Raw genomic sequence first — 12,025 nt, forward strand, 5'->3', positions numbered from 1 at the left:
CTCACGCCACGTCGCGCCGTGTCACGTCGCGGGCCGGAGCCTGAGTCCCTGCATGCCTCCGTCGACCGCCACGGCCGCGCCGGTGGTCGAAGCCGCGAGCGGGCTCGCGAGGTAGGCGATCGCGGCCGCGACCTCCTCCGCGCTCACCAGGCGGCCCATCGGCTGACGTCCCTCCAGGGCCGCCCGCTCGGCCGCCGGGTCCGCCGCCGCGTCGAGCAGGCGCTGCACCCAGGGGGTGTCCGCGGTGCCCGGGTTGACGCAGTTGACCCGGATGCCCTCGCGGACGTGGTCGGCGGCCATCGCCAGGGTGAGCGACTGGATGGCCCCCTTGGACGCGCTGTAGAGCGCCCGCTGGGGCAGGCCCGCCGTGGCGGCGATGGAGCAGGTGTTGACGATCGCCGCGTTCGCCGAGCGCCGCAGGTGCGGCAGGGCCGCCCGCGTCACCCGGACGATGCCGAGGACGTTGACGTCCAGGACCCGGGACCACTCCTCGTAGGGGTTGTCCTCGATCGTCCCGGCCGCGCCGATCCCGGCGTTGTTCACCAGGATATCCAGGCCGCCCATCCGTTCGGCCGCCTCGGCGACCGCCGTACGGACCGCGTCCTCGTCGGTGACGTCCGCCCTGACCGGGACGAACGGCTCCCCGGGCGGGTTGAGGTCCAGGCAGGCCACCGCCGCTCCGCGCGCGGCGAGCAGGGTGGCGGTGGCCAGGCCGATGCCGGAGCCGCCGCCGGTGACCAGGGCGCGCAGGCCGTCGAACTCAGCCATTGAGGGACCTCCAGACCGGGCCGTCGGGGTAGGTGTGGTCGGTGATCGACCGGGGGTGCATGGCGGCGCCGAAGCCGGGCAGGCTCGGCGCGACGTAGGCGCCGTTCTTGATCACTACCGGGTCGGCGAAGTGCTCGTGGAGGTGGTCGACGTACTCGATCACCCGGTTCTCCATCGAGCCGCTGACCGCGACGTAGTCGAACATCGACAGGTGCTGGACCAGCTCGCACAGGCCCACGCCGCCCGCGTGCGGGCAGACCGGGACCCCGAATTTGGCGGCGAGCAGCAGGATCGCGATGTTCTCGTTCACGCCCGCGACCCGGGCCGCGTCGATCTGCAGGTAGGAGATCGCCTCGGCCTGCAGGAGCTGCTTGAAGACCATGCGGTTCTGCACGTGCTCGCCGGTGGCGACCGGGATCGGCGCGATGCCCCGCGCGATGGCGGCGTGGCCGAGCACGTCGTCGGGGCTGGTCGGCTCCTCCACCCAGTGCGGCCGGAACTCCGCCAGGGCGTTGATCCAGGCGATGGCGGAGTCCACGTCCCAGCGCTGGTTGGCGTCGATGGCGATGGGGAAGTCGTCGCCGCAGGTCTCACGCGCGATGCGCATCCGCCGCCGGTCGTCCTCCAGGTCGGCGCCGACCTTCAGCTTGATCTGGGTGAAGCCCTCGGCCATCGCCTCCTTGCACAGGCGGCGCAGCTTGTCGTCGCTGTAGCCGAGCCAGCCGGGCGAGGTGGTGTAGGCCGGGTAGCCGTGCTCCCTCAGATGGGCGATCCGCTCCCGCCGGCCCGGCTCCGCGGCGCGCAGGATCTCCAGCGCCTCCTGCGGGGTGAGCGCGTCGCTGAGGTAGCGGAAGTCCACCAGCGCGACGATCTCCTCGGGCGACATCTCGGCGAGCAGCAGCCACAGCGGCTTGCCCTCCCGCTTGGCCTTCAGGTCCCAGAGCGCGTTGACCACGGCGGAGATCGCCATGTGCATGACGCCCTTCTCCGGGCCGAGCCAGCGCAGCTGGGAGTCGTGGACCATGTCCTTCCAGAGCGCGCCCAGGTCCTCGACGTCCTTGCCGACGACGTACGGCTCCAGCGCCTTGATGGCGGCGGTCTGCACCTCGTTGCCCCGGCCGATCGTGAAGGCGAAGCCGTGGCCCTCGAACCCGTCGTCGGTCTTCAGCACCAGGTAGGCGGCCGAGTAGTCCGGGTCCGGGTTCATCGCGTCGGAGCCGTCGAGCTCCAGCGAGGTGGGGAAGCGGATGTCGTGGGTCTCCAGCGCGGTGATGCGGTAGGCGCTCATGCCTGCCCCACCGTCTGGCGCTGGCGGCCCAGCCCGTCGATCTCCAGCTCCATGACCTGGCCCGCGCGCAGGTACGGCGTGCCCGGCAGGCCGAGCGCGACGCCGGCCGGGGTGCCGGTGTTGATGACGTCGCCGGGCTCCAGGACCATGAACCGGCTGAGGTAGCGGACGACCTCGGCGACATGGAAGATCATGTTCTTGGTGTCGCCGTTCTGGTACGGCTCGCCGTCCACCCACAGCCGCAGCCCCAGGGCCTGCGGGTCGGCGATCTCGTCGGCGGTGACCAGCCAGGGGCCGAGCGGGTTGAAGGTCTCGCAGGACTTGCCCTTGTCCCACTGGCCACCGCGCTCAAGCTGGAACTCGCGCTCGGAGACGTCGTTGGAGATCGCGTAGCCCGCGACCGCCGCGAGGGCCTCCTCGCGGGTCTCCGCGTAGCGGACGGTCCGGCCGATGACGACGGCCAGCTCGACCTCCCAGTCGGTCTTCACGCTGTCTCTGGGGATCAGGACCTCGTCGTAGGGGCCGACGACCGTGTTGGGGGCCTTCATGAAGATGATCGGCTCGGCCGGGATCGGGGCGCCCGTCTCCTCCGCGTGGTCGCGGTAGTTGAGCCCGATGCACACGATCTTCCCCGGCCTGGCGACGGGCGGGCCGATCCGCAGCCCCTCGCTCTCCAGCACGGGCAGTTCGTCCCGCTCCAGCGCCTCGCGGACGCGCGCCACTCCCCCGGAAGCGAGGAAAGCCCCGTCGATCTCGGGTTCCGAGATTGCACGGAGGTTACCGGCCTCGTCCATGACGGCCGGTCGCTCCTGGCCGACGGGTCCAACTCGCAGCAGCTTCACACCGCACCCTTCAGTCATACATCGGATGTCTTGTCTCGTGATGCTGAACGACACCGAACCTCTATGTCAACCCTTCAGCGGGGGATACATCCGATCTGTTATAGAGGATAAACCGCAGGTGGCAGTGCTATAACGGGATCTTCCCCACACTTCCTCCGCCAGTCATCGGATTTAACCGCGCGGGCGTCGGCGAGGCTCACCTCTCGGGATCCCCTGGCGTGAGCGGCGATCCCACGGATCGATACCCCTCAAACATCGGAGGATGAGTCTTGTTACCGCGGGGTTTCGGTGCTATCTCCTTGAGGTAGGTCGGCCCTGTGATCGGAGGAATCGGTTGTCTCACCCCCCAAGACGACGACTCGGCATCACCCTGCTAGCCACACTCACCCTCACCACCTGCCTTTATGGACAGAACATGGCCAACGCGGAGCCGGAAAAAAGCGCGGCAGCCGTACAGACACCCGACGATTTGACGCTCTGGTACGACAAGCCCGCCACCAACTGGGAGACCCAGGCACTGCCGATCGGCAACGGCGCGCTGGGCGCCATGGTGTTCGGCGGGGTCGCGAGCGAGCAGATCCAGTTCAACGAGAAGACGCTGTGGACGGGCGGCCCCGGCTCCGGCGGCTACAACGCCGGCAACTGGACCAGTCCCCGGCCGAACGCGATCGCCGAGGTCCAGGCGCAGATCGACCGGGACGGCAGGATGTCCCCCTCGGCCGTGACCGCCAAGCTCGGCCAGCCCAAGAGCGGCTTCGGGGCCTACCAGACCTTCGGCGACCTCTGGCTGGACGTGCCCGACGCCCCGGCGAGCCCCACCGGCTACCGGCGGGAGCTGAGCCTGCGCGAGGCGGTCGCCCGGGTCGGCTACACCGCCGGCGGCGTGACCTACTCCCGCGAGTACTTCGCCAGCCACCCCGGCGGCGTCATCGTCGGCCGGATCTCCGCCAGCCAGGCCGGAAAGGTCTCCTTCACGCTCCGGACCTCCTCCCCCCGCTCGGACAAGCAGGTCTCGGTCGCCAACGGCCGCCTGACCGTCCGGGGCACGCTCGCGGACAACGGCATGCGGTTCGAGTCACAGATCCAGGTGGTCACCCAGGGCGGCAGCCGTACCGACGGGACCGACCGGGTCACCGTCACCGGTGCCGACAGCGCGATGTTCGTGCTCTCGGCGGGCACCGACTACGCCGGCACCCACCCCGCCTACCGGGGCCCGGACCCGCACGCCAAGGTGACCGCCGCCGTCGACGCGGCCGCCGCCCGGACCTTCGACCAGCTCAGGACCGCCCACCAGAACGACTACCGGAAGCTGTTCGACCGGGTGAGGCTGGACCTCGGCCAGCGGGTCCCGGCGATCCCGACCGACCGGCTCCGCGCCGCCTACACCGGCCGCGCCTCGGCCGACGACCGGGCGCTGGAGGCGATGTTCTTCGCCTACGGCCGCTACCTGCTCATCTCCTCCTCGCGCGACGAGGCGCTCCCGGCCAACCTGCAGGGGGTGTGGAACAACTCGACCAGCCCGCCCTGGTCGGCCGACTACCACGTCAACATCAACCTGCAGATGAACTACTGGCTCGCCGAGCAGACCAACCTCGCCGAGACGACCGTCGCCTACGACCGCTACATCAAGGCCATGGTCGCGCCCGGCAGGAAGACCGCGCAGGAGATGTTCGGCTCACGCGGCTGGGTGGTGCACAACGAGACCAACCCGTTCGGCTTCACCGGCGTGCACGACTGGGCCACCGCGTTCTGGTTCCCCGAGGCGGCGGCGTGGGTGACCCAGCAGATGTACGACCACTACCGCTTCAACGGCGACACCGCCTACCTGCGGGACACCGCCTATCCGGTGATGAAGGGCGCGGCCGAGTTCTGGCTGGACAACCTGCACGCCGACCCGCGTGACGGCAAGCTCGTCGTCTCCCCGAGCTACTCCCCCGAGCAGGGCGACTTCTCCGCGGGCGCCTCGATGTCCCAGCAGATCGTCTTCGACGTGCTGACCAACAGCCTGGAGGCCGCGAGGAAGCTGAACGTCGACCCCGCCTTCCAGGCCGAGGTGACGGCCGCGCTGGCCAAGCTCGACCGGGGCATCCGGGTGGGCTCCTGGGGGCAGCTCCAGGAATGGAAGAGCGACTGGGACGACCGCGCCAACACCCACCGGCACGTCTCGCACCTGTTCGCCCTGCACCCCGGACGGCAGATCGTGGCGGGCACGCCGGAGGCCACGGCGGCCAAGGTCTCGCTCACCGCGCGCGGCGACGGCGGCACCGGCTGGAGCAAGGCCTGGAAGGTCAACTTCTGGGCCCGGCTGCTGGACGGCGACCATTCCCACAAGATGCTCAGCGAGCAGCTCAAGACCTCCACGCTGGACAACCTGTGGGACACCCACCCCCCGTTCCAGATCGACGGCAACTTCGGCGCCACCTCGGGTGTGGCCGAGATGCTGCTGCAGAGCCAGCACGACACCATCCACGTGCTGCCCGCGCTGCCGTCGGCCTGGCCGACCGGCTCGGTCACCGGCCTGCGCGCCCGCGGTGACGTGACCGTGGACGTCTCCTGGCGGAACGGCTCCGGCGAGAGGATCACCCTGCGTCCCGGCAGGACCGGGGCCGTCAAGGTCCGCTCGGCCCTGATCGCGGGCCGCCACCGGGTCCAGGACGAGACGGGCGCCACGGTCGGCGCGGTCCGCGACGGCGAGACGCTCACCTGGAACGCCCAGGCGGGCAAGACCTACACGATCGTCGACGACGACGGCGCCACGCCGTGCGCCCCGGCCCCGGCGGACCGCCCGGTCGTCGCGTGGGACCCCACCTCCGGTACGGCGGTCGCCGACGCCTCCGGCAACGGCCGCAACGCCACCGTCTCCGGCACCGCGGCCTACGACGCCTCGGCGCCGACCGGCAGCGGGCTGGTGCTGGGCGGCTCCACCTACCTCACCACCGGCAACACGACGCTGGGCTTCCTGCGGGAGGCCACCTTCGCCGCCGAGGTCAAGGTCGGCGGGAGCGGCTACCGCCGCCTGTTCGACTCCCAGCCCTCAGGCAACCCCGGCACCGACGGCGTCATCGTCGACATCACCCCGGCGAACAAGCTGCGCTTCATCGGCGCCGGGCTCAACGTGACCACCGATGCCACCGTCCCGACCGGCCGCTACGTCGACCTCGTCGTCACGATGGACCGGACGGGAGCCGTCACCGTCTACGTCGACGGCGCCCGGATCGGCGGCGGCACCGCCACCACCGCCGGCATCACCGGCTGCGCCTCACGGCCCCTGCGCTTCGCCGCCGACCAGGGCGGCGGCCAGCGGCTGACCGGAGCCGTCGACCGCATGGCCATCCTGCCCAGAGCACTGACCGCGGCGGAGATCGGCACCTGGCGCGACCTCGCCTTCTGACCCCCATCCCGCCCGGCCCGCACGCCGCCTCCGGGGGCCCCGCGCCCCGGAGGCGGCGTGCCCTCACTTGACTCTCCCGCCCACCCGTAATAGAACACGTTCTAGAAAGCTGTCCGGCCAAGCACTTGATCAAACAGTCGGCGCCACGCCCGCCGGAAAGCGCGGCGGCCGTTCCGGTTCCGTCAGCGGCATCGGGGAGACGCGCGTACGGTTCGCCCAGGAGGATCAATGGACATCAACCTTGTCGACCAGGATTTCTACTGGCAGAACGGCGCGCCTCACGACCAGCTCGCCTGGCTGCGGGCCAACGCGCCCGTCTACCCGCACCCGGGCGACGCCGAGCGAGGATGGCCCGGGTTCTGGGCCGTCACCGGCCACGCCGACGTGGTCCACGTCTCCCGCCGCTCCGACCTGTTCTCGTCGAGCAGGAAGCTCGCGCTGTTCGACGAGATGCCCGAGGACCAGCGCGCGCTCCAGCGGATGATGATGCTCAACCAGGACCCGCCGGAGCACACCCGGCGGCGCTCCCTGGTCAACCGGGGCTTCACCCCGCGCATGATGGGAGCCCTGGAGCAGCACATCCGCGACATCTGCCACGAGCTGGTGGACGAGGCCAAGGGACGCGGATCGGCCGACTTCGTCAGGGACATCGCCGCCCCGCTGCCGCTGTACGTGATCTGCGAGCTGCTCGGCGCCCCCGTCGAGGACCGGGACAAGATCTTCAACTGGTCCAACCAGATGATCGGGGCCGAGGACCCGGACTACGCGGCCGACTCCTCGGGGGGCCCGGACGCGGCCATGCAGGTCTACGCCTACGCCAACGCCCTGGCGGCCGAGCGGCGCGAGCGCCCCCGCGAGGACATCGTCACCAAGCTGATCATGCCCGACGCGGCGGGCGAGACGCTCACCGAGGAGGAGTTCGACCTGTTCGTGCTGCTGCTGGTGGTCGCGGGCAACGAGACCACCCGCAACGCGGCCTCCGGCGGCATGCTCGCCTTCTTCGAGCACCCCGAGCAGTGGGAGCGCCTGGTCGCCGACCCCGCCCTCGCCCGCACCGCGGCCGACGAGATCGTCCGCTGGGTCTCCCCGGTGAACCTCTTCCGCCGTACGGCCACCGCCGACACGACGATCGGCGGGCAGGAGGTCAAGGAGGACGACAAGGTCGTGGTCTTCTACAGCTCGGCCAACCGGGACGAGAAGATCTTCGCCGACCCCGGCGTCTTCGACATCGGCCGCGACCCCAACCCGCACATCGGCTTCGGCGGCGGCGGGGCCCACTTCTGCCTCGGCAACCACCTCGCCAAGCTGGAGCTCCGGGTGCTGTTCGAGGTCCTGGCCGAGCGGCTGCCCGGCCTCACCCAGGCCGGTCCCGCCCGCCGGCTCCGCTCCAACTTCATCAACGGCATCAAGGACCTGCCGGTCACCCTCACCTGACGAGCAGCGACTCCGTCCAGTCGATACAGGCGGCCGGCAGGCCGTACAGGGCGGCGGCGATCACAGCAGCCCGATCTGGAAGAGCCCGGCTGTCCTGGATGACCGATTCACCGAAGGCGAGTGCGGATCCGAACACGAGGTCCAGGCTCCCCGCTCTGCCTATGTGGCCGATCACGGCTCATCGGATACGGCGGGCAGGCGGTTGCGTGCCCGCCGGGCGAAGACGGGCACTCCGGCGCGCTCCAGCGCGTGGGTAATGTCCAGCCCGGTCATGGGTGGGCGACGCTTGCCCTTCGCCATCCGGGCCAAGACAGCGACCACCTCGTGGGGACTCTGCGCCAGCAGCGAGCACAGGTAGGTGTCGGGGTCGGTGACGGTCAACCCGTATCGGCTCAGGGTCGCGACGGGGAAGTCAGTGAGGTTCCAGGTGACCATGGTCTGGGCGCGGCCGACGATGGCGGCGGCCATGTGGTGACAGTCGTCTGGATCAGGGCCGTCCAAATGTTCGAGCACGTGCTTGTAGTCGTCCTCGGACACGCGGGTGTCGGCGAAGAACTCTCGCATCGCCGCGCTGATACGTGCCGCCGCAGCCGTGGAGCGATGCCGCTCGCGCACGATGACGCGTTCCCACTCATCCAGCAGATGATCGCTCCAGACCACGGTGTGCACCGCGTCCTCGGTCAGGGCGAGCATCAGATCCATCAGCGAGAACGGGAACAGCACGTTGGTGTCGACGAAGACGCGCGCCATCGGCGGGCACTCCCGGAAGGTCAGTAGGGCAGATCCGCCTCTTCGGCGACTTCCGTGATTCTGCGGCGTCCTTCGGCGCGGCGCTCGCGACGAGCCTGGAACTCCACGACGTCGGAAAGGCGGACCAGACGATGACGGCTGTCGGGCAGATACTGAGAGGGGATCTCGCCTTCGTCCAGTAGCCGGGCGACGAAGGGCCGCGACACACCCAGCAGTTGCGCGACCTCGTTCGGCGTCAGCCGTGTCTCCACCGGCAAAGCCAGAACGGCGTTCCCCGCCGCGAGATCCTGAGCGGCCGCCAGCACCAAGCGCACGAGTCCTTCGGGGAGCACGATGTCCCGCCCACCCGACCCACGCAGCACCAGTTGTGTCTGAGGGCGGTCAGCTGCCTGCAACTCGGCCAGCACCTCGCGATCAGCATTGACCGGCTCGACACGGGTCGCATGGGCCAGAACTCCGGGACGAGACATGATCACCTCCAGCATCAAGATGTTATCTGAAATAAATGTAACTCGAGGGGAGACGAAGCGACAGACTCCGGCGTCTTTTGCTGAGAAGAGCGATGAAATGGCACATTACGGTTCACCGGTCTACTCGGTTCCCGAGCCCACGACTCACCGAGAAGAGCCGCCATACTCACAGGGTTGACGAGCCCTTCATCATCAACGGCCTGACCCTGCAAACCGATGCACACCCCGCCGACTGGGCGGTGGCAGCGGCACGAGACTTCACCGACAACACCGTGGGATGCCTGGTCCCGCCAGTCGTCGCAGCCTATGCGCGGGTGTTCCATCCGGCGCGCCGAAAGATCGGCGAGCGGGCCGAAGAGGTTTCATGGGCAGAGGTGGCCGACGCCAACGGGCGCCTGGCGCATCCGGCGATGCAGTGGGTCTCCATCATCGGCTCATGGCGGTTCCCCTACAACGACGAGCAGCCCGGAACATGGGATGAGACGCCGGAGGAGGGATCACTTCCGGTACGGCAGACGGCACGATCGCGCCAAGCTGGAGCTCCGGGTGCTGTTCGAGGTCCTGGCCGAGCGGCTGCCCGGCCTCACCCAGGCCGGTCCCGCCCGCCGGCTCCGCTCCAACTTCATCAACGGCATCAAGGACCTGCCGGTCACCCTCACCTGACGAGCAGCGACTCCGTCCAGTCGATACAGGCGGCCGGCAGGCCGTACAGGGCGGCGGCGATCTCCGGGTCGGCGATGACCGGGAGCGAGGACAGGGCGTCGGACGCCAGCCCCCGGCAGTACTCCAGGGTGTCGTCGACCATGCGGCCGCCTCGCAGGCGGGTGAGCAGGGCCGTGATCTCGTCCTCGCTCAGCCGCCTGCCGAGGAGGGGCCGCAGGTCTCCGTGGTCGTGCTGGAGCGCCAGCAGCAGCGGGAGGGTGTAGACGCCCTGCCTGATGTCGTTGCCCACCGGCTTGCCGAGCCGCTCGGCGGTGGAGGCCAGGTCCAGCAGGTCGTCGAGGATCTGGAAGAGGACGCCGAACCGCTCGCCGTACTCGGCCATGCTCCGTCCGTCAGGGTGGGCGACCAGGCAGCTCGCCCGGAACAGGGCCGCGGTCTTGCCGGTGATCGACCGCAGCGCGTCCTCGGGAGTGCGGCCGGGGTCGAACAGCTCGGCGACCTCCTGGAACTGCCCCTCGGCCAGCTCGACGACCACGGAGGCGAGCGTCCGGGCGACCGGCTTGGAGACCACGGAGAGCGCGGCGAGCCCGGCCCTGGCGAGCATGAAGTCCCCGACCACCAGCGCCCTGGCGTCACCGAGCTCGGCGTTGAGGGTCCGCACCCCCCTGCGCTCGGCCGCCTTGTCCATGAGATCGTCGTGGACCAGCGACCCGGCGTGGATCAGCTCCACACACGCCGCCGCGGTGACCACCCGGTTGTCGATCCGCCCGCCCAGGGCGAGCGCGGTCGCCAGGGTCAGCGCGGCCCGCAGCCGTTTACCCCCGGCACCGGTGATGCGCCCGGCCGCGCCGTTGATGAGCGGCAGCCGGGAAGAGGTGCTCAGCCGGTGGATGCGCTTCTCCACCCGCAGCAACCCGGCCGAGACCGCCGGGCTGTTGAGGATCTCCTCTGGACGCGCGACATGGGCAAGCATGGCAACTCCCTCTCCTCGGCCCCGGCCCCCTGACCGAGCGCCTCCCACGCTGCCCGATCACCGCTGAGGCGACGCTGAGCCTTGCTGAGGCGACGCTGAGCGCCGCTGAGACCTCTCTCAGCCCGCCTACCGCGAAGGCCACGTCCAGTGGCGTGGTGTACGAGTACCCGATGCCAGGGGGCTGAGGTCGTTCGCCGTCAACCGGCGCGGCTTCGTACATGGTGGAAGGTCAAAAGCGCGGCGAGGGGTGGGTGGAGTGGCCCAGGGCCGGCCCTTTCGTGCGGCGCCGTATGGGGTGGAAGGTCAAAAGCGCAGCGAGGGCGAGTGGAGTGGCCGAGGACCGCCTTTTCGTGCGGGCCGGTGCCTCGTGGCCTGGGGGCGGTGCTCAGGAAGGGCCGGCTGATGGGCGGGTGGGGAGGCCTGGTTAGGGGGCGGTGGTGGACCGGGCGAGGCAATGCGGACTCCGGGTCAGGCCAGAGCGGGGGAGGGAACGGCGCGGCGCGGGTCGAGCAGGCCGGGGTCGGTCGCCATGAACAGGTCGAAGGAGTCGTTGCGCCATCCGGCCGCGAGCAGGGGCCGAGTCGCCTGATGCGGCGCGGGCAGGCAGACCCGCGCTCGGCCGCCGGGCGGGTCCAGGGAGGCCAGCACGGCGACGACCGCGTCCCGGACCGCGTCGGCGTCGGCATGGGGCGCCGTCGCCAGGTGCACGATGCCGTACTCCGTCCCGGCGCCGGCCACCGTACCCGCTGCCAGCGTCTCACCGTCGCGACCGGCCACGACCGCCTGCCCGGACGGGCGAGCGGCCCAGGCCCGGTGATCGGCGGCCCTGTCGATCCCCGTCCACCGCTCCTCCAGCTCGGCGACCTCCCCGGGTTCGGCCGCCGAGACCGCCCAGCCTCCGGGGACGCCCAGCGCCCGCACGTCCCCGTCCAGGTAGAGGAGGGGCCACCAGCCGTCGAGGCCGGACCTCGTGTACAACGGCAGCGCGTGAGAGTGCACGCTGCTGAAGGTCATCCGCCGGGAACCGTCCCGCCACAGGGCCGCGAGCATGGCCCGGCCGGCACCCAGGCCGTGGGACCGGGGGTCGACGAACAGGTCGCAGAGCATGGTGGTCTCCTCCGGACCGCTGCCGATCCGGCGGATCGCGCCGAATCCCGTCACCGCACCGCGATGCTCGGCGACCACAACCCGGCCGCAGGAGAGCAGGTGCCCCACATAGGCCGGGTCCGCGCCCGTCCACTCCTCGTCCTGCCCGGCCGCGACCGCCACCGTCGCGATGGTCTCCAGGTCACCGATGGTCGCGTCCCTTACGTGCATGTCCGTCACGGCCTTACTGTGCCACGGGCCCCGGCGACATATGGAGAGCGGGACCGCGGGTCAGGGAGACTGCGGGCCCCGGCGACGCGTGGAAAGGGGGGCCGGGGGCCGGGGAGACTGCGGGCATCG

The 12,025-nt window shown here is 70.4% G+C and carries 11 protein-coding genes; 3 read left to right on the forward strand and 8 right to left on the reverse strand.

What is annotated here, in order from left to right; genetic code table 11:
- Positions 1 to 21 precede the first annotated feature (21 nt).
- The 3 genes from SROS_RS39630 to SROS_RS39640 are packed head-to-tail and all read right to left on the reverse strand — an operon-like array spanning position 22 to position 2,898.
- Complete coding sequence (locus SROS_RS39630) at positions 22 to 768, reverse strand: SDR family NAD(P)-dependent oxidoreductase (RefSeq protein ID WP_012894594.1); 747 nt, start codon at positions 766 to 768, stop codon at positions 22 to 24.
- Positions 761 to 2,056 carry an L-fuconate dehydratase gene (locus SROS_RS39635; RefSeq protein ID WP_012894595.1) on the reverse strand — a complete coding sequence of 432 codons (1,296 nt, stop codon included), beginning with the start codon at positions 2,054 to 2,056 and terminating at the stop codon, positions 761 to 763. Before SROS_RS39635 ends, SROS_RS39630 begins: the two co-directional genes overlap by 8 nt.
- The gene (locus SROS_RS39640) at positions 2,053 to 2,898 is read right to left on the reverse strand and encodes a fumarylacetoacetate hydrolase family protein (RefSeq protein ID WP_012894596.1); all 846 of its coding nucleotides are present in this window, start codon (positions 2,896 to 2,898) and stop codon (positions 2,053 to 2,055) included. The genes SROS_RS39635 and SROS_RS39640 overlap by 4 nt, the downstream gene beginning before the upstream one ends.
- 415 nt (positions 2,899 to 3,313) lie before the next feature.
- Here SROS_RS39640 and SROS_RS39645 point away from each other — a divergent pair, with 415 nt between their 5' ends.
- Both SROS_RS39645 and SROS_RS39650 read left to right on the forward strand, forming a co-directional pair.
- Entirely contained in the window at positions 3,314 to 6,289 is a 2,976-nt protein-coding gene (locus tag SROS_RS39645) for a glycosyl hydrolase family 95 catalytic domain-containing protein (protein ID WP_012894597.1), read from the forward strand.
- A 228-nt stretch (positions 6,290 to 6,517) separates the two neighbouring features.
- Positions 6,518 to 7,723: a cytochrome P450 gene (locus SROS_RS39650; protein ID WP_012894598.1), complete on the forward strand. Its 1,206-nt coding sequence runs from the start codon at positions 6,518 to 6,520 to the stop codon at positions 7,721 to 7,723.
- On the opposite strand, the gene SROS_RS51465 is transcribed toward SROS_RS39650, so the two are convergent.
- Genes SROS_RS51465 through SROS_RS39665 form a run of 3 tightly spaced genes read right to left on the reverse strand, consistent with a single transcriptional unit; the run spans position 7,716 to position 8,958 of the window.
- Entirely contained in the window at positions 7,716 to 7,859 is a 144-nt protein-coding gene (locus SROS_RS51465; RefSeq protein WP_012894599.1) for a hypothetical protein, read from the reverse strand. The genes SROS_RS39650 and SROS_RS51465 overlap by 8 nt on opposite strands.
- Before the next feature lie 35 nt (positions 7,860 to 7,894).
- Positions 7,895 to 8,473 carry a PIN domain-containing protein gene (locus SROS_RS39660; RefSeq protein ID WP_012894600.1) on the reverse strand — a complete coding sequence of 193 codons (579 nt, stop codon included), beginning with the start codon at positions 8,471 to 8,473 and terminating at the stop codon, positions 7,895 to 7,897.
- 20 nt (positions 8,474 to 8,493) lie between these two features.
- Positions 8,494 to 8,958 (reverse strand): helix-turn-helix domain-containing protein, encoded by a 465-nt coding sequence (locus tag SROS_RS39665; RefSeq protein WP_218919758.1) that lies wholly within the window; start codon positions 8,956 to 8,958, stop codon positions 8,494 to 8,496.
- Between the two features lie 462 nt (positions 8,959 to 9,420).
- Here SROS_RS39665 and SROS_RS39670 point away from each other — a divergent pair, with 462 nt between their 5' ends.
- Positions 9,421 to 9,606 carry a hypothetical protein gene (locus tag SROS_RS39670; protein ID WP_043653883.1) on the forward strand — a complete coding sequence of 62 codons (186 nt, stop codon included), beginning with the start codon at positions 9,421 to 9,423 and terminating at the stop codon, positions 9,604 to 9,606.
- Here the strand turns inward: SROS_RS39670 and SROS_RS39675 are convergent.
- Both SROS_RS39675 and SROS_RS39680 read right to left on the reverse strand, forming a co-directional pair.
- Positions 9,599 to 10,579, reverse strand: coding sequence for a polyprenyl synthetase family protein (locus SROS_RS39675; RefSeq protein WP_012894602.1), 981 nt, complete (start codon positions 10,577 to 10,579; stop codon positions 9,599 to 9,601). The genes SROS_RS39670 and SROS_RS39675 overlap by 8 nt on opposite strands.
- A gap of 468 nt (positions 10,580 to 11,047) precedes the next feature.
- Entirely contained in the window at positions 11,048 to 11,896 is an 849-nt protein-coding gene (locus SROS_RS39680) for a GNAT family N-acetyltransferase (protein WP_012894603.1), read from the reverse strand.
- Between the last annotated feature and the right edge of the window lie 129 nt (positions 11,897 to 12,025).

The sequence above is a fragment of the Streptosporangium roseum DSM 43021 genome, from assembly GCF_000024865.1.
Lineage (GTDB): Bacteria > Actinomycetota > Actinomycetes > Streptosporangiales > Streptosporangiaceae > Streptosporangium > Streptosporangium roseum.

Excerpts from the sequence above, each read along its gene's own strand:
- SROS_RS39650 (WP_012894598.1), top strand. The coding sequence starts at position 6,518 with ATGGACATCAACCTTGTCGACCAGGATTTCTACTGGCAGAACGGCGCG.
- SROS_RS39630 (WP_012894594.1), bottom strand. The coding sequence starts at position 768 with ATGGCTGAGTTCGACGGCCTGCGCGCCCTGGTCACCGGCGGCGGCTCC.
- SROS_RS39665 (WP_218919758.1), bottom strand. The coding sequence starts at position 8,958 with ATGCTGGAGGTGATCATGTCTCGTCCCGGAGTTCTGGCCCATGCGACC.
- SROS_RS39670 (WP_043653883.1), top strand. The coding sequence starts at position 9,421 with ATGAGACGCCGGAGGAGGGATCACTTCCGGTACGGCAGACGGCACGAT.
- SROS_RS39675 (WP_012894602.1), bottom strand. The coding sequence starts at position 10,579 with ATGCTTGCCCATGTCGCGCGTCCAGAGGAGATCCTCAACAGCCCGGCG.
- SROS_RS39680 (WP_012894603.1), bottom strand. The coding sequence starts at position 11,896 with ATGCACGTAAGGGACGCGACCATCGGTGACCTGGAGACCATCGCGACG.
- SROS_RS39635 (WP_012894595.1), bottom strand. The coding sequence starts at position 2,056 with ATGAGCGCCTACCGCATCACCGCGCTGGAGACCCACGACATCCGCTTC.
- SROS_RS39660 (WP_012894600.1), bottom strand. The coding sequence starts at position 8,473 with ATGGCGCGCGTCTTCGTCGACACCAACGTGCTGTTCCCGTTCTCGCTG.
- SROS_RS39645 (WP_012894597.1), top strand. The coding sequence starts at position 3,314 with ATGGCCAACGCGGAGCCGGAAAAAAGCGCGGCAGCCGTACAGACACCC.